The sequence below is a fragment of the Skermanella pratensis genome (assembly GCF_008843145.1).
GTDB lineage: Bacteria > Pseudomonadota > Alphaproteobacteria > Azospirillales > Azospirillaceae > Skermanella > Skermanella pratensis.
The window spans coordinates 1,533,129-1,553,106 of sequence record NZ_CP030265.1 but is presented as its reverse complement, the minus strand read 5'-3'; the positions used below and the strand labels follow the sequence as shown (position 1 = coordinate 1,553,106).

The following is a 19,978-nucleotide window of genomic DNA, read 5'->3' as shown; positions in this document are numbered from 1 at the left end:
GCCGCCTCAGCGATAGGCGACCAGGGTACCGTCGTTGGTCAGGACGTAGAGCGTGCCGTCGGCCACCACCGGCGAAATGAACGCGCCGTCCGGGAGTTCGAAGCGCTGCTGCTCCCGCCCGTCCTCGGGAGACAGCGCCACCAGGTCGCCGACGGAATTGGCCAGCCACAGGCGGCCCCCGGCCAGCACCGGACCGGTCCAGATGATCGGGCCGCTGCGGTCCTGGGGATCCTCGTAGCGTGCCAGCGGGGCGACCCAGCGAATCCGGCCGGACTGGCGGGTGAGCGCTATCACCTCATTGTCGTTGGTGAGCACGAAGATGAAGTCGCCCGCGACCCACGGGGTATCGACCCCGCCGATCTCCTGCTCCCAGGCGCGTCCGCCTGTCCGCTCATCGATCCCGACCATACGGCCGCTGTGGCTGACGGCCACCACCAGCCCACGGTCGATCACGGGCATGCCGCGGATGTCGGCGAGATTGGACAAGGCTCCGACCCGCCGCACGGCGGCCAGGTTGTCCGACCAGGCGACCCGTCCGTTCTCCGCCCGCAGGGCGAACAGCTCGCCGGAGGAATAGGGGGCGGCAACGATCGTTCCATCCACCGCCGGGCTTGCGGCGCCCAGCAGCCCCGCGGTCTCCAGGATGCCGGTGTGGGTCCACAGGGTGGCGCCGTCGCTGGCCGAATAGGCGATCAGCTGGTTGTCCACCGTGATGACGAACACCCGGCCGTTCGCGATGGACGGCGCGGACCGCACCGGACCGGGAACCCGGGTCCGCCAGCCGATCGCGCCGGAGACGGGATCGACCGACAGCAACTCGCCATACCCGGTGGTCACGAACAGCCTGTTTTCGGCGAAGGCGGCCCCGCCGCCCAGCGCGCCGCCGGATTCGTTCTCGCGCTCGACGCCGACCTGCCAGACCTGGCGTCCGGTGGCCGTATCGAAGGCGGTCAGTTCGTAATCGGTGTTGAGGGTATAGACCCGCCCGCCGGCCACCACAGGCTGGGCGAGCAGGCGCGTGTCGCTGGACGAACCGGCGCCGATGTCCGCGGTCCAGGCCTGACGGGGCTGTGCCGCCAGGGCCGGATGGCCCATGGCATGGTCGGGATTGCCGCCGGCCTGGGGCCAAGCCGCGTTCGCCACCGGCGCCGGCAACTCGACCCGGAGATCGGCCAGGCGCGGATCCGGCTCCAGCTGCCGTTCCAGCCGAAGCACGGAAATCCGCTCGCCGGGAAGCGGCGGCGGCTCGCTGTCGCCGAACCAGCTTCCTGAGCCGCAGCCGGCCAGGGACAGGGTCACCATGCACGCCGCCAGCAGCCTGGCGCTCAGCGAGCTGGTGACGGACCGGCAAACGGGCCGGCCAACAACGGACATGGAAGACGATGGGGCGCAGCGTTGGGTCATTGCGGCTCGACAGCGTAGAGGGCGGCGAGTTCGGTGGCGCGGTTGCGGACACCGGAGGGGGCGGAGGCATCGCCCTGGAGCTGGGCGAAAAGCTTGGCGGCCGCATCGCGGTCGCCGGCGCGAATCGCCAGCAGGGCGGTCAACTCGCGAGCAGAATGGCGCCACGGACTGACCTCCGCGGTCAGCGGCTGGAGCCGGGCGCGAAGCTGACCCGGGTCCCCGGACTGGACCTGATGCATGACCGACAGCACCGTCGCGAGATCGCGGTAGACCTGCGCCACCTCGGAGGACTGCGCGAGCTGGTCATAGATCGAGACCGCGGCCTCGCCATTGCCCTCGCGGGCGCGCAGCCCCGCCTCGTAGAAGCGGGCCAGCGTACCCGGTCCGGCACCCGTCTGCCCCGCGAAGGCGGAGAGCGCATCGGCCGCAGCCTCGGGATTGCCGCCCGCGGTGCCGCCCTGCCCGTCCGGCGCACCGGCCAGGCGGAGCGCGTCGGCCAGTTGCTGGGTCTGGATCTCGGCCTGCGACTGCTGCCAGTTGCGCCACGCCATGAAGCCCGCGGTACCGACGACGGCGACGAGCACGGCGGCCACGATCAGCACGCCATACCGCTTCCAGAGCTTTTCCAATCGATCGCGGCGAAGCTCTTCGTCAACTTCGCGGAAGATATCGGTCATATAGCTTTTTCCGGGCAGACGAAGTCCGCCGGTCCTCATGCGTCCGGGTTGGGCCGATTACCAGACGGCCCGATGGCGGTCAAGGCGGCAAAGCGACCGGGAGCATGACGGGGGCACCGATCCCCCTCCCACTCCGCTACGCCTATCTCCATTTGATCGAGCAGCCCATGCTGGGAATCTGCTCCGCCGGCCCCTGACCCGTCCCGGCGATGCGGACCATGGCGTCGAACAGTTCGCGCGGGGCATTGGGCACCGGCTGGACCTTGGAAGCGTCCAGCCTGCCGCGGTACTGCAGTTCCAGCTCGGCGTTGAAGCCGAAGAAATCGGGCGTGCAGACCGCGTCATAGGCTTTCGCGACCTGCTGGCTCTCGTCGATCAGGTAGGGAAACGGCAGGGCGTGCCGCTCCGCGAATCGCTTCATGTTGTCGAAGCCGTCGTCGGGATAGCGCTCCGTGTCGTTCGACATGATGGCGACGGCCCGGACCCCATGGGGCTCCAGGTCGCGGCAGTCCCGGACGATGCGGTCGATGACCGCCTTCACATAGGGGCAGTGATTGCAGATGAACATGACGAGGGTTCCGTTCGGCCCCCGTATGTCGGCCAGCCCATAGCGCCCGCCGTCGGTGCCTGGCAGGCTGAAATCCACGGCTTTCCACCCGAAATCGCAAATCGTCGATTGTGCCGCCATTTGGCTCTTCGCTCCCGATCGGTTCTTATCGTTCATTGCACCGCAGCACGCGCGGGAGCGCGAAACGTGCGATGGATCGCCAGTCTACCGCGCCATGCGGGAAGATCAAAGGGCGCCGGCCCGGAGCCGCCACGGTGCGGAAGGTCAGGGTGCCTGGAAGGCCAGATACCACTGGCGCAGGAAGTTCTCGTGCTTCAACGTGTCGAGAAACACCAGCAGGGCCGGGGTGAGCGTGATCGGAATGATCGGCGGCCCTCCACCGCTTGACGATGAAGTCGTCGGCGCCGAGGTCGAGCATGTCGGCCTTCACGTTGACCTGGGACCGGGCTGCCACCATCGGCACCGGCGTCCGGTCCCCCCGCCGGCGAAGCCACCGCGTAGCCGAGATGACGGAGCCGGCGCATCACGGCGTCGGCCAGGTCCTCCGTATCCTCCACCACCAGGATGCGCATCGGGCCGCCCGTTCCAGGTTCAGGCCGGTACGGGGCACGGCAGGCGGTTCTCGTCGCCAGCCGCCGAAAATGTCGCCGGCCGGATTGGTATCGGCGGGCATGGCGACAGTCCGGATCACCGGCTCGCCGCTGGGCAGGGAGGGCGATGTCGGCATGCTGGTCACTCCGCGTTCCCCTCAGTCCCATGCGGCCGGCCCCCATGTCCGGCCGGCGGCGCCGTCCTTTCGGGCAGCCTGGAGAAGCCTATCGGATCAAGCTGTCACGCACCTGTCGTCACAAAGGCGTAACGCGCTCGATCCGGCATCAACGCTGGAGTTCCGACGCGACGATCACCGCCTGGGTCCGGTTCTTGACGCCGAGCGACTTGAAGATGGCGGTGACGTGGATCTTCACCGTCCCTTCGGACAGCCCCAGTTCATAGGCGATCTGCTTGTTGGACTTGCCTTCGCGCAGGCAGTTCAACACCTCCCACTGGCGTTGGGTCAGCTGGTGATGATTGGAGCCCCGGTCGCCGTGCTCCGTATCCAGCTTGATGGGCGTCGCCTTGGCCGCGACGTCGGCATGGATCGCCGAGGGGGGCAGGTAGATGCCGCCGGAGAACACGAGGTTCAAGGCACTCAGCATGATCTTGACGCTGGAAGATTTCGGAATGAAGCCGGCGGCCCCGGCATCCAGCGAACTGCGGACATCCGCCTGGTTCTCCGACGCCGACACCACGACGACCGGCGTGTCCGATGCCTCGTTGCAGACCTGTTCCAGTCCGGAGAACCCCGGCCATCCCGGCATTTGGAGATCGATCAGGATCAGATCGAATGTGTCGCCGCCGTTCTGAACAAGCTCCAGTACTTCATCGAAGGTACTGGCGTCAGTGAAGGTCGCATCAGCGCTCAGTTGTTCCAGCAGACGACGCAGTCCTTCCCTGAACAACAAATGGTCGTCGCCAATCAAAATTTTCATCGCTGCACCTCAAAGACGGCCAACCGTCACACGACGGAAACGTTTACAAAGGGATTTTGGCACAAGAAGTGCCGTTAGATTTTAGCGCACCGAACATTTCTCCCGACAAGTACGACCTGCCAACATCAATTTCGGAAGCCCCTGGCTTCACCGAGCCTTTGACCTGCCCCAGTATCCGCTCCCGGACCCTGCGGTTCTCCCTTCCCCGGCCCGTCGGGGGCCCGTCGGGGATCGACTCGCAACCCGCTCGCTGCAACCCATGCGATACGAAACTCTCATTCCCGAACCGGACCGCCGACAGACTGCCCAGTTTCCTATACTAAGACGATATAGCACGGCGGCAGCGGGAATGGGCACAGCAATCGGCGTCGGCACCCCCTTTTGGGGTACCGTGACAAAACCGCGCATTCGGAAGGGACTCAGGCAGCGCGACTGTGCGGGTCGGCAAAATCCGTTCGAAGATGCCGGACGATCAACCCACCAGCTTCCACCTACTCCAATCCATTCCCGCCAATCAAGGCAGACCTTTCCCGGGTGTATTGGGGTTATACCGTCTGTATCTAGACAAACCTCGTTTATTTCGCGCCACCGGTTCGCCACAATGCGTAAACTGTTGTCCGTCTTCACCGCAATAACGTCAGATTTCCCGCCCATCGGCAGACATCGGCCGCATGTCCGAACCTGAACTTAACGTAGCGTTAGCATCGCATTTTAACTACTCGCTCTGCCATGCATATTGCCACTGCAATCAAAAGAGATAATCAAATCTGAAACTCGCAACCTGACTTAGCCGAAAACGCGCGCATTTGCGCTGGTCCCAACCGGATGGGTTGCCACGATAAGCAGGAATATAACCTCATTGCTATATTTCCGCAGCGCAATGCCTGCGATATTGTAAATTAACCAAAACAAACTACTTTGGATTTTAGCTTACCCAACAGCCTAAATTTGATGTTTGTTGTCTCGTTTCTTTCCCCCAATTGGTCAATTCTTTGAGAACTTGACGATGACGACAGATCAGCCGATGCCCTGCCACCCACCACCGCCCGGCGCCTTCCCCTGCGGCGCCGGGCAGAAATTCAGAGCAGTGCTATGCATGCGCCGAACGACCAGACCACCCGACAAATCTTCGCCCCCGGTTTGGATGACAAGAAGTTGAACACAGTGACGCCCATGCATGTCTGCCTCGTCGTTGACGACGACACCATCGCCGAGCCTCTCGTGTCGGCGCTTGAAGGCGCCGGCCGACATCGGATCTCGGTGTTCCACGACATCTCGGACCTGCAGCAGAGCAATCTGACGCCCGATGCGATCCTGATCGGCGTTCAGCAGTTCGCGGCGTTGCGAGAGAATGAGCCGATGGTGTACCTGCGGCTCTCGCGCCGCAGCCGCATCGTCGTCGTCCTGAGCAGCCGCGAACTCCTGGACGCGGCGCACATCCTGGCCTTCGCCGATGCCTGGGTGTTCCAGGACATCAACGTCGACCGGATCAACGAGTTGATCGATCTCGGACTTGAGGGGCATTGCCTGATGCCCAAGCAGTTCCTGTCGCGGCTCGGCGTGGACGAGATCAGGCTGACATTGCTGCCGCGGCTGTCGGCGGTGGAGTTCCAGACGCTGCTGCTGCTTGGACAGGGGCTGAACAACAGGACGATCGCCGACCAGCTGGATCTGTCGGAAGCCGTCATCAAGTCGATGGTGCGGAGCGTCCTGTCCAAGCTTCACTTCCGCAACCGGACCGAAGCCGGCGTTTTCGCCGCCCGGCAGCAGCCTTCCCTCGAGCAGGCCCGGAACGCCGATCCCATGCCCCCTCTCGCGGTCCGAAGCTCCGAGGGCTGATCACCACGGGATCGGGCCACAGGACCCGAAACAGACGCGGATGAAAAGAAGGCCGGCGCCCGCATTCGGCGGAAACCGGCCATCTTTTCTCGTCCCACTCGCGATCAGGCGCCCTTCGGCAGGCACCGGCTCCGGGCGGGCTGGTCTCGGACTACGGCCGGGCTCAGGCGATGGACGCCGCCGCGCCGCCGGTCAGCTCTCCGCCGATGCCGTTGTTCAAGGCCCAGATCGCGGCCTGGGTACGGTTCGACGCGTTGATCTTGCGCAACAGGCTCTTCAGATGAACCTTCACCGTCGCCTCGGTGATGTTCAGGTGGTTCGCGATCATCTTGTTGCTGTCGCCGTTGAGCAGGCACCGCAGGATCTGGACTTCACGCTGCGACAGGCCCTTGCGGGAAATCGGCATTTCCAGCCCGTTGCCATTCACCCGGCCGCTGATCAGCAATGCCGCGAGATGCGTCGGGAACACCTTTTCACCCATCATCACCAAGCGGAGCGACTGCGCCAGCGCGTCGGCCGACAGGTCCTTCATAAGGTAACCGTCGGCGCCGGCCTCGAGGGCATTGGCCAGACGACGGGTGCACAGGTCGGTCGTCAGGACCACCATCCGGGTATCCGGCAGCAGGGAACGCAGCCGGCGCATGGCCTCGGCCTCGTCGTCACCGCCGTTGACCAGATCGAGCAACACGAGTTGAGGCCGGAGACCCGACTCGGCAATCGCGACGCCTTCGCGAAGATTCCCCGCCTCGGCGACGATCTGGAAGGGAGAGTCGTCCAGAAGGCGCTTCAGCCCCTCCCGGAAAAGTTTGTTGGAGTCGATCAGAAAAGCTTCGATACGTTGCATAATCCGCTCCCGCGCTGAAAGGCACTTGTAGTTGTTGTTTCTTGCGCCGGTTGTCGGCCCAGATGGCTATTGCCAACCGCCTGGTCTCATCCCGGGTCGCACCTTCTTTTCTCTTTCGGATGAAGTTATCCTAGGGTTGACTGGTAGGATATCTCCCCATTGGAATAAACCGAGCGCGCATTAGACATATGTCCAAAGCTCCCCGATGTTAAGGGTAATGCTCTCAGTCCAACTCACCCGAAATTTCGAGGTATCGCAGCGAATAGAAACTAGCCGTTTCCGTTTGCACGAACGAACGATCTTACCCGAACTAGCTTTGTTACTTCAGATTACTGAGCTATTAAGCATATAGTGCACTGCACAATCGCTCCGGTCAACATCGTATCAGGCCGACATTCACCGTGTGAGCAAAGTTGACCTGGCTGTGCATGCACCTGCTCCGGTCTCCCAATCCTGGTCGAGAACCCTTTGGCGCTCTTGAAACTGGCATACGCCAACACCGCCGGATATGATCCGCCCGGCGCCTGCCATCCAAATCGCCGCAAATATGGTTAATATAAATTTACGAATTACGCCAGGGCCGGTTGGGGCGAATTACCCCGCCCATCGATTCATTCATGCTAAGTGCGACCTTTCGAGCACACCTTTGCCCAATGGGCACCCCCAATGGGGTGAGCAACATTTCGGAAATGGGAAGGGAACGTGCCAGTGACAAGGCAACGGAAATCGGCCCGGGACGGCAGCCGCCCAAGATGACGTTCTTGCAGGGAATCGGATTTTTCGTGGCGGCCTATCTGGCCCTGCTCGCGCGGAGCGCCTGGAAGCAAGGCGAAATCAGGCAGTTCCTGATGAGTTGCCTCGTCTTGGCGGGTCTATTCGGCGTCTTGGGCGCGGTTATCGCGGCCTACGTCTACCTCAAGACCCACTGAGATCGATCCGGGCACCGGCGCCCGGTGATGACGATGCGGGTCAGCTTCCAGCGTTCCCGTGCGCAGGGCGGCGCCGGGGGCCGACGCCGCCCTGCGCACGGGACGTCGATCTCACCTGATCAGATCAGGCCGCGCTCCTTGGCCTGACGCATCAGTACATACTGGCGCATCATCTGATTGCGGAAACGATAACGGAAACCGCCGGGTTCGACGATGCGCTGCAGGACGCCGCCCCGCTCGTCGTCGCTGAGCCGGCTCAAGGGATACTGGAGCGACAGCAGCGGCAAGGGTTCGCCCGACTCACGGATGGGGACCTGCGCCATGTCTCCCGGATGGAAGCTGCCGTACTCGTCGGACCGGCATTGCGCCGCGACGTACAGCACGTCGGAGAAGGACGCCTTGCGGTCGGGGCCGAGCGCCTTGTTGTACGCCTCGACGATGCCGCGCTCGGCCTCCTGGACGCAACGGGCCACGGCATAGGCGAGGTCGCCGCCGTTCACCTGGGTGGCTCCCCGGCTGACCGAGCTGCGCGCGGCGTGGAGCGCCAGGAGCTGCGCGTAATAGGGCAGCCCCTTGGCCAGCATAACGATCCGGTCGCGGACCTCCTCGCTGAATCCGACGCCCGCTGCCTCGGAGCCGGCCACGATGATCCGGTCGATTTCCTTGTCGCTCATCAGCGGAAGGTGCACGGCGACGAGGGAACGCTGGATCGACGGATGCTTGCCCAGCAACTGGTCCAGGCTCTCGGCCACGCCGACGACGAACAGCGTCACCGGAATCGAGCTGTCGGTCAGGTTCTTGATCAGCTCCGCCAGCTTGTTGCGCAAGTCCTCGCTGGTCACCCGGTCGTACTCGTCCAGGACCAGCAGGACATGGGCACCCTGTATTTCGGCCAGGACGTCGTTCAGCTCGGTGACGCTGAACTGGCCGGGCGGAAGCAGCTCGTCGAAGCTCGACATGGTGCGCCGGGCGGCGAACGGGTTGTCCACTTCGGACCGGTAGAAGGTGCCGGGAATCCTCCTTAGGAAGTTCCGGAAGATGTCCTCGAAGCTCAGTTCCGCGCTGCAGGTCAGCTTCAGCGTGAAGTATCCCGCCTGCTGGGCGATCTGCTGGATGGCGTTGGCGAGCGAGGTCTTGCCTCGGCCGCGGTCGCCGAACAGGACGACGTGCGCCCGCTCCTCCTCGATCGCCGCGATGATGCGGCGCAGGGTATTCAGCCTGCCAACGAACAGGGAATTGACTTCCTGTTTCGGCCGGGTGGGGGTGAAAGCCTCGCGCAGCGCCTTGTTCAGCTCCGGAGTCAGGCCCGGAAGATGCCCGCTCGCCCGCGACCGCAGGGTACCGGCGACCGGCAGGGAGAAGCGCGGCAGCTCCAGGTCCTCGTCGTCGCCCCGGGACCGCGGAGGGGCAGGATCGTCACTCTTGCGGACATGCAGCAGGTCGGATGCGGACCGCATCATCAGTCCGCGGTCCTCGACGGCATGTCCGGCATTCCCCAGCCCGCCATGCCGGGGAACCCCAAGATCCTCGTCCTCGTCGTCGTGCTGATCGGAGTCACCCAGGTCGGACACCAGCCGCGGCCCGAACGGTGTCACGCGCGGGTCCAGATCCGGCCGGACATTCTCACCTGCGCCGGCCTCACCGAACTGGGGATTACGCCGTTTCCGGAAAAAGTTACGCATACGTCGGTTGTACCTTTGAACACACGGTTGATGCCACGGTCGGTAGTCGGAAACCATGCCCCTATCAATTTGGGGCCGGGTCACGGGTTCCCTCCGAGGTGCGTTGGTATATACCTCGGAGGGATCTCCCCTCGGTCAGGATGCGATCGCCGTCCGCGTCTCCGCCTGGCCTTGGCTTGAGCTCAGCGCCGACCGCTCGATTTCCTTCCAGGCCCGGAGGGCCAGGCTGTCCGGAAGTTCGACGTCGTCCATGCCGATGATGTCGCCGCGCTTCAGCGGACGCCTGATTACCGCATCGGCGAGCAGGCCGATCGGAACGTGGCCCACGGTGTCGGCGATGCGCACCGCCTCGCCACGCACGTCGAAGCTGCCGATGCCCGACGCGATCCGGTCGCCCGGCTTCAGGTCGCGCTTGACCACGGTGCAGACGCTGGCGACCGGCGTGGCCGAGTTGTCCAGGAGAATGCGCCGCTCGTTGACGACCCGCTTGATCGTCTTCAGGATCTCCAGATGCACGAATATATTGTGCTTCAGGATGACATAGTAAGGGCCGTCGCCCAGTTTCAGGTAACGCAGCGCGCCCTTCTGGCGGGGATCGTGCTTGCCGACGATGAAGACGCCGTGCGGCAGCTTGAGCGACAGGACATAGTCGCTGATCGGCTTGCCGAGCCTGTCGGCGGCCTCGGCCAGCTGGGTGCCGCCCGCCTTCAGGTCGTCCTCGGGAACGCCCAGCATGCCCGGCTTCGCGATCTCGGCGCCCAGGCCGTTGGCGACGAAGGCCTGCTCGATCTGAACCTTGGTGCCGTCGGTGAACGAGGTCACCATCGGCAGGCTGATTCCGCTCCGGTTGCCCCAGTAGGTCATGTCCTCCAGGGTCGGATCATGGTTCAGGAAGCCCTTGATGTTGCCGTACACCAGCGGCTCGAAGCCCATCTCCAGCACGTCCTCGCGGAGTGCCGCCTGGTCGCCCGGCTGGTCGCCCTCGGCCTCGGTCACCAGGCCTTTGCCGACGAAGTAGGAACCGGCGGTGATGTGGAACTCCGAGTTCATCGTGACCACGGGCAGGTTCGCGCTGAGTGCCGCGGCCACGACGTCGGTCGCGTGGATCGCATCGCCGGTGCATTCCAGCACGACGTCGGAGTTCTCGATCAGGTCCGCCAGCGAGTTGGTCAGCAACTCGGGCCGGGGAAAGCCCGTGCAGCCCTCGACCGGACGGCGGGTCAGGACCCGGGAGGCCGTGAAGCCCTTCTGGCGGTCCAGCGCCATGATGAAATGCGAGGAAATGAAGCCGGTGCCGACGACACCGATCCGGATCTCCGGACTGTGCTGCATGATAATCTCCCTGGGGGGCGGCCGTCAGCGGACGGCGCCCGGATAATCAGATGTGTTCGCTGTCCGACTTGAACTCCGGCCGCCAGCCGGAGAAATCCTGCTCGAGCAGCCGAAGCAGATATTTTCCATAGCCCGATTTCATCAGCGACGCGGACAGTTCCGCAAGCTGCGTATCGGTGATGTACCCCATGCGCCAGGCGATCTCCTCCGGGCAGGCCACCTTGAGGCCCTGCCGGGCCTCGATCACTTCGATGAAGTTGCCGGCGTTCAGGAGGCTGTCGTGGGTTCCCGTGTCGATCCAGGCGGTTCCCCGGCCGAGCAGTTCGACCGAGAGCTTGCCGCGGTCCAGATAGACGCGGTTGAGGTCGGTGATCTCCAGCTCGCCGCGGGCGCTGGGCTTCAGGTCCTTGGCGATGCCGACGACGTCGCTGTCGTAGAAGTAGAGGCCGGTGACGGCGAAGTTGGACTTCGGCTTGGCCGGCTTTTCCTCGATGTCGGTCACCCGGCCGTCGTGGTCGAAGGCAACCACGCCGTAGCGCTCCGGATCGCTCACCTGATAGGCGAACACCACGCTGCCGTCGGTCAGCTTCGCCGCGCGCTGGAGGCGGTCGGTGATGCCGTAGCCGAAGAAGATGTTGTCGCCCAGGATCAGGGAGACCGGGTCGTTGCCGATGAAGTCCTTGCCGATCAGGAACGCCTGGGCCAGGCCGTCCGGGCTGGGCTGGACGGCGTAGCTGAGGTTCATGCCCCAGCGGGAGCCGTCACCCAGCAGGCGGGCGAACAGGTCGCGGTCCTGCGGCGTAGTGATGATCAGCACGTCCCGGATTCCCGCCAGCATCAGGGTGCTGAGCGGGTAGTAGATCATCGGCTTGTCGTAGACGGGGAGAAGCTGCTTGCTCACCACGCTGGTGATGGGAGCAAGCCGCGTCCCTGACCCGCCGGCCAGGATGATCCCTTTCATTCAGCCGCCTCCGAACGGCGCAGGCTGTCGGCCTCGGCTTCCGGGATATCGAAGATGCCGCCGTACAGTTCGACCTTCCGGATGATCTCGTGCCACTTCACGAGGTTCTTGTACCAGTCCAGCGTGATCGTCTCGGCAGTGCGGTCCAGCTCTCCCGACTCCAGCTTGGCCGCGATCTCCCGGATGCCGTCCTCGGCGACCCGCTGGGCCTTCCAGCCGAGCGACTCGATGCGGTCGAACGATACGCGGTACGACCGGGTGTCGGCATCGCCGTACCACTCGATCTCGACCTTGTTCGGCAGGGTGTCGACGACGATCTGCGCGAGTTGGCCGATCTGGTAGTTGTTGGCTTCGGAACCGACGTTGAAGATCCGGCCGTTCACCTTTTCCGCCGGCGCGGTCAGCATGAACATCTGGGCCGACGCGGTGTCGCGGACATGGACCATCGGACGCCACTGGGAGCCGTCGCGCATCAGCGGCAGCTTGCTGGTCTTCCAGGCGCCGAAGGTCATGCCGTTGACGGCCAGGTCCAGCCGCATGCGCGGGCTGTAACCGTAGACGGTGGCTTGGCGCAGGACCACGACGGTGAAGTTGTCGTCGGCCAGCGGCAGCACGCCATGCTCGGCCTGCTCGTTGGCCTTCGCATAGGTGGTGAGCGGGTTGGTTGCCGTTTCCTCGTTGGCAACGACCCCGTCGGGCTGGAAGCCGTAGATGCTGCAGGACGACGGCAGGACATAGCGCTTCACGCCGGCCTGCTTGGCCAACTCGGCGCACCGAACCCGGGCGCGGTGGTTGACCGCCCAGGTCACGTCCTGGAACAGCTCGCCGCTGGGATCGTTGGAAATGGCGGCGAGGTCGATGACCGCGTCGATTCCGGCGAAATCCGACACGGAAAGGCGGCGGACGTCTTCGCGGACCATCTCCAGGTCCGGGTGGGACTTCAGCAGTTCATGACCGAAGAAGAACCGGTCAACCGCGCGCACGGCATAGCCCTGGTCGAGCAGCATCGGAACTAGGGTTGTGCCGATATAACCGCCGGCGCCGGTGACCATCACACGCTGCATTGTATATTCCTCGGCTGGTGCATAGTGGTGCAAAGCACGGGGTCCGCGAGTTCCGCGAATATCCTGCCCCGTTGCGTTGACCGTAATTGTTTCGGGTCTAGAGACGTTTCAGGTCTAGAAACAAGGGCTCGGCTTCTTCGTCCCTTGTCTGTGACCATTTTAAGCGACTGCCGCTCTGTCCACAGCTATCGCTTCGGTAGTTACTCGATTAATCGAACGGGGATGCCTAACATTCGTTCCGCGATGTCTGGAGAGGAAATCGGGGTGCTCTTATCAGGGTCCCCCTTTCACACTCTCCAGACCGTCGCGATACTCTCCTCAGAAGGCATCCTTCAGGTCGCTCAGACGCGGCTGCACCTTGTCCTTGTCGGACAGCACGGCCTGGTCGCCGGCCACCGGCCATTCGATCCCCAAGTCAGGGTCGTTCCACAGAAGGCCGCGGTCGTGACTGGGAGCGTAATAATTGGTCACCTTGTAGATGACCTCCGTATCGGGCTCCAGCGTCACGAAGCCGTGGGCAAAGCCCACGGGAACCAGGATCTGCCGGCCGGACTCCGCGTCGAGGCGGGCCTTGACGTGCCGGCCGAACGTCGGAGAACCGCGCCGCAGGTCGACCGCGACGTCCAGGATCGCCCCCCTGACCACGCGGACCAGCTTGTCCTGCGCATAGGGTTCGAGCTGGAAGTGAAGGCCGCGGACGGTGCCCACGGGAACCGACAGGGAGTGGTTGTCCTGTACGAACTCCTTCGTGAAACCGATGCCCTCCAGGGCCTTGCGGTTGTAGGTCTCGACGAAGAAGCCGCGGTGGTCGCTGAACTTGCGGGGCGTCAGCAACTTGACGTCGGGGATTTCGGTCTCGACGATTTCCATGGTGCCGCGGCTCAGAACAGGCGTTCGGGAATACGGACGACGTCGTCCGGCAGAACCCGGGTGTTGATCGGGGCGCGCCGCTCGACCTTCTCCGGATCGTTGCCCCTGGTGACCAGGATATAGTCCTGGCGGCCGCGATAGGTGTAGCCGCCCGCCATGGCGACGGCCGTGGTCGCCGTCATGCCGTTGGCATAGGGATACTGGCCGGGATTGTTGACTTCGCCGATGATGTAGAAGGGTCGGAAAGTGACCACTTCGGCGCTGACGCGGGCATCACGCACATAGCCTTCGTTAAGCTTCTGGGCGATGGCCATTTCGAGCTGGCGGGACGTCTTGCCCTTGGCCTCGACCTCGCCGACGAGCGGCATCGCGACATATCCGGCGCCATCGACGCGGAAAGTGCCGGAGAGCTGCTCCTGGCCGAAAACAGTGATGCGGACTTCGTCGCCTGCTCCCAGCTGGTACTCGCCCACGGACGCGGTCTGCGTCTCCAGCGGTGCGTTCGAGCCGGTGTTCTGGCAGGCCGCCAAGCTCACGGCCACGACGCAACCGGTCGCAACTTTCTTCCAGGTAGCAAAAAGCATCGGTTCCTCTTCTCTGGGCCTTGCCGGATCGTCGCGGGGCAATATCACGCCTGACCGGCCCTCCGGAATGCGGGCACTCCGCATCCCTGCCCCCTTACGACCACGTGAATACTATCGACAATGCGCCTAAACTGAAAAAGAGGAGAGGAATTAAGCCTATGGCAGTAATTGGTTGCATTGTTTGTGATTTTTTATGCATCAACCGGTACACGTCTGCATTACCGATCTTTCGGGACATCATCGCCGCCGTTGCCCGAGGCTGCACGTTGTCGCCACTACCGGAAACTTCGGATGTGCCCAAAAAGAAAGGCGGCGCCTGCTGGGCAGGCGCCGCCGGTCGAACGAACCGGTCCGGATAAACGTCAGAGCTGGGCGCCGAGACGCAGCGCGATCAGGTTCCGGTCGTAATCGTCGCCCACCTGGTTGGAGTCGCGGCGCGAGAAGGTGTACGTGCCCCGGAGATAGAAGTTCCGGTTCAGCGTGTAGGTCGCGCCGGCCTGCAGCAGGTAGAAGTCCTCCTCGCGGTCGGTCGACTGGTAATCGTCGATCCGATATTCCGCCCGTGCCGACAGGATCAGGTTGCGCAGCAACTCGTGATCGACGCCGATCTGGAACGTCGACCGGTCGCGCGGATTGGGGGTGGTGCCGAAGCCTTCCTCGACCCCGCGGGAGACGTCGCCGGAGATGGTCGTGAGCTGCGTCACCGCGTAGTCGAGCGACAGGCCATAGGCGACGCCGGTGAAATCGCCGTAGACCTCCTCGTCGTAATCCCGCGAGAGATAGCCGACGAACACTTCGCCGGTCAGCAGCGACGTCAGGTCGATCGTGGTGCCGACCACAGCCTCGTACCCGTCGCTGTCGGGCGGCAGGGTGCCCTCGTCATATTCCGTGCGGATATAGGTCAGCCGCACGAACGGCCGGTAGCCGGGCGACAGGTCGTAGCCGATCTGGCCCGTGGCGGTGTAGGCCCAGTTGTCGCGGTCGTCCTGGTCCAGGACGGTCCCGCCGATCGAGGCGACGTCGTCGTAGTCCTCGTTCTCGGCACCGATGCTGAAGCTGGTCAGGAAACGGTTGAACCGCTGGGTGTATCCCAGCTCCGCCCCGCTCCGCGTGAACTCCACCGGCTCGGATGCCGCATCGGGAGTGTCCGGATCGCCGCGATCGTCGTGCAGCTTGCGGTGTGCCAGATCGAGCGAAACCGCCGACTCGCCCGTAATGTCGAAGCGCCCGCCGCCTGTGACGAAATAGTCGACGTAGTTCTCGCTGGTGTTGTCGGCATAACGGCCGATGTCGGCGCCGGCGCCGAAGCGCAGCTGGTGCCGGTTGAAATCCGACTGCACGGTGACCGACGGCAGCACCTGGAACAGGAAGTCGCCTTCCTCGTTGGTGTCGGAGGCGAAGACGTTGTCGTCGTAGGTGGTGCCAAGCTCGATCTTCGGGAAGATCAGGAAACCGCCCTGGCGGATGCCCAACGGGTCCAATTCCGGCCGCGGACGGTCCAGCACGCTGGTCCCGCGCTGAAGCTCCTGGGCAATCACCGCAGTGCTGGTCCCTGCCAGCAGAGCGGCCGCACCGAAGAGCAGTGGCAAAGTCTTGATCTTCATCGCCCCCACCGAAAATGGCAATCTGTTGAACATATTAAAAAGCCCCTCAAGCCGACTTTCAACGGCCCGGCCGACCTTAATGAAGCCAGAAACGCCAAAGCAAGCAACCATGCGGACGTACTGATGCGCATTTGCGCATCAGGTGTGATCGATAGACAACACATAGCTAATAGGATAGGACTTTTGGGATAAGGCAGCGGAGTCTTCAGCGCTTTTGCCGGACCCGCCCGCGTTATCCGTCGATTCGGATCTCCGCCTTGGCAAGGCGGCGCCCCAGACTGCGGCAATATTCGGGAAGCGCGCCGCTCCGCCATGACCAGTCGGTCTCCGACATGATCTTGGCGACGTCCAGGACGAATTCGTCATGGATGCGTGGCGAAGTGACGACCAGTTCGCCCCGGCCGAATCCCTCGATCACCCACAGCGCCATGCGGCCCACCTCGACGCAGGCGCCGGATCCGACATTGTAGGTCCCGACCAGCCGATGATTGAGCACCGCCTTGATCGCTGCCGCCACCTGTTCGACCGGCAGGAAATCGCGTCGCACGAAGGGGCTGACGTCGAGCACGATCCGGTTCTCGCCGGCGAGCCGTCCGAGCATCAAGCTCATGAAGCTGGGCCGGGCGTCGAGACGATCGTACCCGACGACGTTTCCCACCCGCAGGATCGTCAACCGCTCGCCGAGGAGGTTGGCCAGCACCCGCTCGATCGTCAGCTTGTTGCGGCCGTAGGGATCGACCGGACCGACCGGGCTTTCCTCGGCCGCCCCGAAGGCGTATTCCGGCGCATAGACCTTGCGGGTGCTGAGCATGACGTAACCCAGGCCCAACTCGGCCGCCGCCCGCCCCAGGCGAAGATCGATGTCCAGGTCGGCCCGGTAGGGTCCGCTCCTGAGTTCGGGATGATAGGCGAAATTGACGATCCGACCGACACCGTCGAGCAGATCCGGTCGGTCCAGCTCGTCATGCCCGACATAACGGCAGTTCGGAACGCCGCCGCAGTCGCGCAGAGCCCTGGCAAGCAAACTGTTGCGGCCGACGATCAAGGTCGCGTCCCCCATCAGTCCTCTCGGCAGGTCGTTTTCGATTCAGGCTCGCCCCTTCGCGGAAAGGCATCATAGGCCGGGCCGGCCGGCGTGCGACTGGGCAATCGGATGCATTCGATCGGATTAACCTCCGGTAAAAACATTAGAAATACTATCGTATAATCCAACGTCCAAGATCCGGGAAGCGTCCATGTCCGCACCAGCGTCGAACCGCCGAGTGACCTATACCCTGGCAACCCTCAGGCGGGGTGTCTGGCAGACCAGCGACACGATCGACAGCTTGGACGCCGCCCTTGCCCGGGCGCACGAGGCCCTGGGCACCGGCAAGGTGGAACGGGCCAAGGTCGAGCAGTGCTTCACCGATCCCGGGGCCAGGCGCGCCGTCATGACCACCGTCTTCGACGAAGCGGGGGCGATCCCGTCCCGGTTCGAGGTGAATGCCTGGATGCTGCTGGGCATTTCCGTGCTGCTGGGAGTCGCGACGTTCGTGGTGACCGGTTACCTTCTTCAGGGACCCGCCTGAGGGATTGGCGGCCTGAACCTTTTCGCCTCCTAGCCCCTTACTCCCGTATCGCAATCATGGAATACGGGCAGGGAGAGAAAAGACATGACCGACGAGCGCGATCTCAGGAAGCCCGGGGAAAGACCCGTTCCGCCGCGTCGCCCCGGCAACGATCCCGCCATGCCGCCCTATGCGCCGGGCGGAGTCCCCGAACCCACCCAAGGCGAGGAGGCCGCCAGCACGACCGAGGAGCGGGAGGTGCCGCCGTCCGGTTTTCCGCCCAAGCGCGCCCCCTGAACGGTCGGCAGCGTCCGCGACGATAGGACGGCCACGGGCGAACCGCCGCAGGATGCCAAGATGTGAACCGCTCCCTGCGGCACATACATCCCGGATCACGGGATCGGCCGGGCCGTTCACCCCGCGCAGTGTTGCCAAGTTGCAACAGATTACGGGTAATGCGCTGGAAATTCTGTCTGGCGCTCGCTTCCATATTGCATCTGCGAGCGCTTCCGTTAGTTTTTGCATTGCAGCAAGCAATTGCTGCTTCGCCCTTGTTGGGCGTTTCCTCCCTAGACTCAGGCCGCTCTCAAGGCGGCCTTTTTTCTGCCAGATCGCCAAAGATTGGGCAACCCTGTACAGAGGAAGTAACCTATTGCCTTTCGGTATAGGTGCGACCTGGGTCAGGGACGGATCCTGCCCACGACCTCCCCGCCCGGGCGCAGGACCACGATTTCCCCCGATGTCGGATAGATTCCGGTCAGGGCGGTGACGTTGACCTGATGGGTCACCAACACCAGCGTTGCCGGACCGCGCCACGCCGCCATGAGTTCCCTTGCGGCTTCCGTCTGCTTCACGCCGCCTTCGCCGGTGCCGAAGAAGGAGTTCAGCGGCTCGAACACCTCCACCGGTCCCAAGTCCATCAGTTCAGCGGTTTCGACGCAGCGGCACCACGCGCTGGTCAGCACCCGTCCCGCTGCCGCACCGCGCTTACGCAGGTCCGCCCCGATTCGCCGCGCCCAATCCCGTCCGGCATCGGACAGCAGGCGCTGGGTGGCGCAGTCGCCCAGGCGGAATCCCGGCGGATCACCCACTCCCGGGACCGTCACGGCGTGCCGCATCAGGGCGATGTGGCCGCCCTGCCCCAGGGCTGCCCAGGCCGCCTGCTCGTCGGCCCGGGCGGGCATCGCGGCGACCAGCAGGATGAGGCACAATCCCAGCCGTTGGCCCCGTCGGAAGATGTTCAGCAGATGCATGCGGATGGTCGTCCCCGGTCCCGGTATCCCATCCGCATCAGGTAGATCGTCCAGCTAGCCCGCCAAGCCGGGGACGGTCTCCGACTTGGAGCGGTGGCCGATCGCGAACGCCTCCTCCTGCGACTTCACAAGGTGATGGCGTCCGTAGCGCCCGAAACAGGCGGTGCCGGTCAGGAACCAGATCGCGCATCCCCATATGCCCGGCCGGTACTCCGGATTGAGGAACAGCGACACCGGGGTCACCACCGTGCCGACGCCCAGCGCCCACGGCGACCACGCCCCGGCATATTTCCGAAACCCCCGCTTCTCGATAAAGGCGGCGTCCACCGCAGGGTACCGGATACCGTCCATGTCCTCAGGCTCTGGCATGATGCCCCCCAAGCCTTGCCGTCACGCACGGTGGCTACCGGTGGACGATCCTGCATCTTCTTGTTTCCGGCAGCTGACTTCAGCGGATGCCGCGCAGGCGCTCGCCCCGGCGGCGCAGCACCTCCATGACCGTCATCAGCAGGATCGACAGGACGATCAGCAGGGTCGCGGCGGCGGCGATGACCGGGCTGATATTCTCCCGGATGCCGTCGAACATCTGGCGCGGCAGGGTGCGCTCCTGCGGGCCGGTCAGGAAGAGCGCCACCACCACCTCGTCGAACGAGGTGACGAAGGCGAACAGCGCCCCCGACACCACGCCGGGCAGGATGATCGGCAGCGTGATTCGGAAGAACGCCGTCGCCGGATCGGCCCCCAGGCTGGCCGCCGCGCGGGACAGGTTGGTGTCGAACCCCTGGAGCGTCGCCGACACGGTGATGACGACGAACGGCACGGCCAGCGCGGTATGGGCCAGCGTCAGGCCGACCAGGCTGCCGGTCAGCCCCAGCGGTGCGTAGAAGAAATAGACGCCGACCGCGACGATCACCAGCGGCACCACCATGGGCGAGATCACCAGCGCCAGGAGCAGCGAGCGGCCGGGAAAGCTCGCCCGTTGCAATCCCAGGGCCGCCAGCGTTCCCAGGATCGTCGCGAACAAGGTGGCGGCACAGGCGACCACCACGCTGTTGCGGAGCGACGACAGCCAGCGCTCCGACCCCAGCAGCTCCTGGTACCAGCGCAGCGAGAGCCCCGGCAGAGGAAAGTTCAGGAACGACCCGCTGCTGAACGACAGGGGGACGATCACCAGGATCGGCAGGACCAGGAAACCCAGCACGAGGATCGTGATCGCCCACAGTCCCACATGCCAGGCGCGCTGCGCCGGGGTCGCGTGGGGCGGAAGGTTCAGGATCGGTCTCATGCCCGC

General features: G+C 64.2%; 20 protein-coding genes. 4 read left to right on the top strand and 16 right to left on the bottom strand.

All coding sequences use genetic code 11. The annotated features are described in order from the left end of the window. Positions 1 to 6: 6 nt before the first annotated feature. The 4 genes from DPR14_RS07060 to DPR14_RS07035 all read right to left on the bottom strand — a co-directional run bounded on the left by DPR14_RS07060 (position 7) and on the right by DPR14_RS07035 (position 4,178). Entirely contained in the window at positions 7 to 1,374 is a 1,368-nt protein-coding gene (locus tag DPR14_RS07060; protein ID WP_158044514.1) for an outer membrane protein assembly factor BamB family protein, read from the bottom strand. Between the two features lie 26 nt (positions 1,375 to 1,400). Further along, complete coding sequence (locus DPR14_RS07055) at positions 1,401 to 2,081, bottom strand: tetratricopeptide repeat protein (RefSeq protein ID WP_158044513.1); 681 nt, start codon at positions 2,079 to 2,081, stop codon at positions 1,401 to 1,403. Between the two features lie 142 nt (positions 2,082 to 2,223). Next, on the bottom strand, positions 2,224 to 2,727 hold the full coding sequence (locus tag DPR14_RS07050; RefSeq protein WP_343038712.1) for a thioredoxin family protein: 504 nt from the start codon (positions 2,725 to 2,727) through the stop codon (positions 2,224 to 2,226). 797 nt (positions 2,728 to 3,524) lie between these two features. Then, positions 3,525 to 4,178, bottom strand: a complete 654-nt coding sequence (locus DPR14_RS07035) for a LuxR C-terminal-related transcriptional regulator (RefSeq protein WP_158044511.1) — start codon at positions 4,176 to 4,178, stop codon at positions 3,525 to 3,527. Between the two features lie 1,164 nt (positions 4,179 to 5,342). Here DPR14_RS07035 and DPR14_RS07030 point away from each other — a divergent pair. Continuing rightward, positions 5,343 to 6,017, top strand: coding sequence for a LuxR C-terminal-related transcriptional regulator (locus DPR14_RS07030; RefSeq protein WP_246149314.1), 675 nt, complete (start codon positions 5,343 to 5,345; stop codon positions 6,015 to 6,017). A 163-nt stretch (positions 6,018 to 6,180) separates the two neighbouring features. Here DPR14_RS07030 and DPR14_RS07025 read toward each other — a convergent pair whose 3' ends face one another. Next, a complete protein-coding gene (locus tag DPR14_RS07025; RefSeq protein WP_158044510.1) occupies positions 6,181 to 6,861 on the bottom strand; it encodes a LuxR C-terminal-related transcriptional regulator in 681 nt (226 codons plus the stop codon). Positions 6,862 to 7,514: 653 nt separating this feature from the next. On the opposite strand from DPR14_RS07025, the gene DPR14_RS07020 reads away from it, so the two are divergent. Next, positions 7,515 to 7,790 carry a hypothetical protein gene (locus DPR14_RS07020; protein WP_158044509.1) on the top strand — a complete coding sequence of 92 codons (276 nt, stop codon included), beginning with the start codon at positions 7,515 to 7,517 and terminating at the stop codon, positions 7,788 to 7,790. Positions 7,791 to 7,909: 119 nt separating this feature from the next. On the opposite strand, the gene DPR14_RS07015 is transcribed toward DPR14_RS07020, so the two are convergent. The 8 genes from DPR14_RS07015 to DPR14_RS06980 all read right to left on the bottom strand — a co-directional run bounded on the left by DPR14_RS07015 (position 7,910) and on the right by DPR14_RS06980 (position 16,947). Continuing rightward, positions 7,910 to 9,385: an ATP-binding protein gene (locus tag DPR14_RS07015; protein ID WP_246148955.1), complete on the bottom strand. Its 1,476-nt coding sequence runs from the start codon at positions 9,383 to 9,385 to the stop codon at positions 7,910 to 7,912. Positions 9,386 to 9,607: 222 nt separating this feature from the next. Next, a complete protein-coding gene (locus DPR14_RS07010; protein WP_158044508.1) occupies positions 9,608 to 10,804 on the bottom strand; it encodes an NAD(P)-dependent oxidoreductase in 1,197 nt (398 codons plus the stop codon). A gap of 46 nt (positions 10,805 to 10,850) precedes the next feature. Further along, positions 10,851 to 11,765, bottom strand: coding sequence for a glucose-1-phosphate thymidylyltransferase RfbA (rfbA, locus tag DPR14_RS07005; RefSeq protein ID WP_158044507.1), 915 nt, complete (start codon positions 11,763 to 11,765; stop codon positions 10,851 to 10,853). Next, positions 11,762 to 12,829: an NAD-dependent epimerase/dehydratase family protein gene (locus tag DPR14_RS07000; protein ID WP_158044506.1), complete on the bottom strand. Its 1,068-nt coding sequence runs from the start codon at positions 12,827 to 12,829 to the stop codon at positions 11,762 to 11,764. The genes rfbA and DPR14_RS07000 overlap by 4 nt, the downstream gene beginning before the upstream one ends. 318 nt (positions 12,830 to 13,147) lie before the next feature. Next, on the bottom strand, positions 13,148 to 13,699 hold the full coding sequence (rfbC, locus tag DPR14_RS06995; RefSeq protein WP_158044505.1) for a dTDP-4-dehydrorhamnose 3,5-epimerase: 552 nt from the start codon (positions 13,697 to 13,699) through the stop codon (positions 13,148 to 13,150). An 11-nt stretch (positions 13,700 to 13,710) separates the two neighbouring features. Next, positions 13,711 to 14,283, bottom strand: coding sequence for a polysaccharide biosynthesis/export family protein (locus tag DPR14_RS06990; RefSeq protein WP_158044504.1), 573 nt, complete (start codon positions 14,281 to 14,283; stop codon positions 13,711 to 13,713). A 362-nt stretch (positions 14,284 to 14,645) separates the two neighbouring features. Next, on the bottom strand, positions 14,646 to 15,887 hold the full coding sequence (locus DPR14_RS06985; RefSeq protein ID WP_192499330.1) for an outer membrane beta-barrel protein: 1,242 nt from the start codon (positions 15,885 to 15,887) through the stop codon (positions 14,646 to 14,648). A gap of 232 nt (positions 15,888 to 16,119) precedes the next feature. After that, entirely contained in the window at positions 16,120 to 16,947 is an 828-nt protein-coding gene (locus tag DPR14_RS06980; RefSeq protein ID WP_158044502.1) for an NAD-dependent epimerase/dehydratase family protein, read from the bottom strand. A gap of 175 nt (positions 16,948 to 17,122) precedes the next feature. Here DPR14_RS06980 and DPR14_RS06975 point away from each other — a divergent pair, with 175 nt between their 5' ends. Both DPR14_RS06975 and DPR14_RS06970 read left to right on the top strand, forming a co-directional pair. After that, positions 17,123 to 17,455: a hypothetical protein gene (locus tag DPR14_RS06975; RefSeq protein WP_158044501.1), complete on the top strand. Its 333-nt coding sequence runs from the start codon at positions 17,123 to 17,125 to the stop codon at positions 17,453 to 17,455. An 84-nt stretch (positions 17,456 to 17,539) separates the two neighbouring features. Continuing rightward, entirely contained in the window at positions 17,540 to 17,731 is a 192-nt protein-coding gene (locus DPR14_RS06970) for a hypothetical protein (RefSeq protein ID WP_158044500.1), read from the top strand. A gap of 383 nt (positions 17,732 to 18,114) precedes the next feature. Here the strand turns inward: DPR14_RS06970 and DPR14_RS06965 are convergent, their stop codons facing one another. From DPR14_RS06965 to DPR14_RS06955, 3 genes are all read right to left on the bottom strand, one after another. Then, positions 18,115 to 18,687, bottom strand: coding sequence for a histidine phosphatase family protein (locus tag DPR14_RS06965; RefSeq protein ID WP_158044499.1), 573 nt, complete (start codon positions 18,685 to 18,687; stop codon positions 18,115 to 18,117). Positions 18,688 to 18,741: 54 nt separating this feature from the next. After that, the gene (locus DPR14_RS06960) at positions 18,742 to 19,056 is read right to left on the bottom strand and encodes a hypothetical protein (RefSeq protein WP_158044498.1); all 315 of its coding nucleotides are present in this window, start codon (positions 19,054 to 19,056) and stop codon (positions 18,742 to 18,744) included. A 79-nt stretch (positions 19,057 to 19,135) separates the two neighbouring features. Beyond that, entirely contained in the window at positions 19,136 to 19,972 is an 837-nt protein-coding gene (locus DPR14_RS06955) for an ABC transporter permease (protein WP_158044497.1), read from the bottom strand. Positions 19,973 to 19,978: the final 6 nt, after the last annotated feature.

Excerpts from the sequence above, each read along its gene's own strand:
- DPR14_RS06985 (WP_192499330.1), bottom strand. The coding sequence starts at position 15,887 with ATGAAGATCAAGACTTTGCCACTGCTCTTCGGTGCGGCCGCTCTGCTG.
- DPR14_RS07000 (WP_158044506.1), bottom strand. The coding sequence starts at position 12,829 with ATGCAGCGTGTGATGGTCACCGGCGCCGGCGGTTATATCGGCACAACC.
- DPR14_RS06980 (WP_158044502.1), bottom strand. The coding sequence starts at position 16,947 with ATGGGGGACGCGACCTTGATCGTCGGCCGCAACAGTTTGCTTGCCAGG.
- DPR14_RS06975 (WP_158044501.1), top strand. The coding sequence starts at position 17,123 with ATGTCCGCACCAGCGTCGAACCGCCGAGTGACCTATACCCTGGCAACC.
- rfbC (WP_158044505.1), bottom strand. The coding sequence starts at position 13,699 with ATGGAAATCGTCGAGACCGAAATCCCCGACGTCAAGTTGCTGACGCCC.
- DPR14_RS06970 (WP_158044500.1), top strand. The coding sequence starts at position 17,540 with ATGACCGACGAGCGCGATCTCAGGAAGCCCGGGGAAAGACCCGTTCCG.
- DPR14_RS07025 (WP_158044510.1), bottom strand. The coding sequence starts at position 6,861 with ATGCAACGTATCGAAGCTTTTCTGATCGACTCCAACAAACTTTTCCGG.
- DPR14_RS07060 (WP_158044514.1), bottom strand. The coding sequence starts at position 1,374 with ATGTCCGTTGTTGGCCGGCCCGTTTGCCGGTCCGTCACCAGCTCGCTG.
- DPR14_RS07010 (WP_158044508.1), bottom strand. The coding sequence starts at position 10,804 with ATGCAGCACAGTCCGGAGATCCGGATCGGTGTCGTCGGCACCGGCTTC.
- DPR14_RS07035 (WP_158044511.1), bottom strand. The coding sequence starts at position 4,178 with ATGAAAATTTTGATTGGCGACGACCATTTGTTGTTCAGGGAAGGACTG.
- DPR14_RS06955 (WP_158044497.1), bottom strand. The coding sequence starts at position 19,972 with ATGAGACCGATCCTGAACCTTCCGCCCCACGCGACCCCGGCGCAGCGC.
- rfbA (WP_158044507.1), bottom strand. The coding sequence starts at position 11,765 with ATGAAAGGGATCATCCTGGCCGGCGGGTCAGGGACGCGGCTTGCTCCC.
- DPR14_RS07055 (WP_158044513.1), bottom strand. The coding sequence starts at position 2,081 with ATGACCGATATCTTCCGCGAAGTTGACGAAGAGCTTCGCCGCGATCGA.
- DPR14_RS06965 (WP_158044499.1), bottom strand. The coding sequence starts at position 18,687 with ATGCATCTGCTGAACATCTTCCGACGGGGCCAACGGCTGGGATTGTGC.
- DPR14_RS07020 (WP_158044509.1), top strand. The coding sequence starts at position 7,515 with ATGGGCACCCCCAATGGGGTGAGCAACATTTCGGAAATGGGAAGGGAA.
- DPR14_RS06990 (WP_158044504.1), bottom strand. The coding sequence starts at position 14,283 with ATGCTTTTTGCTACCTGGAAGAAAGTTGCGACCGGTTGCGTCGTGGCC.
- DPR14_RS06960 (WP_158044498.1), bottom strand. The coding sequence starts at position 19,056 with ATGCCAGAGCCTGAGGACATGGACGGTATCCGGTACCCTGCGGTGGAC.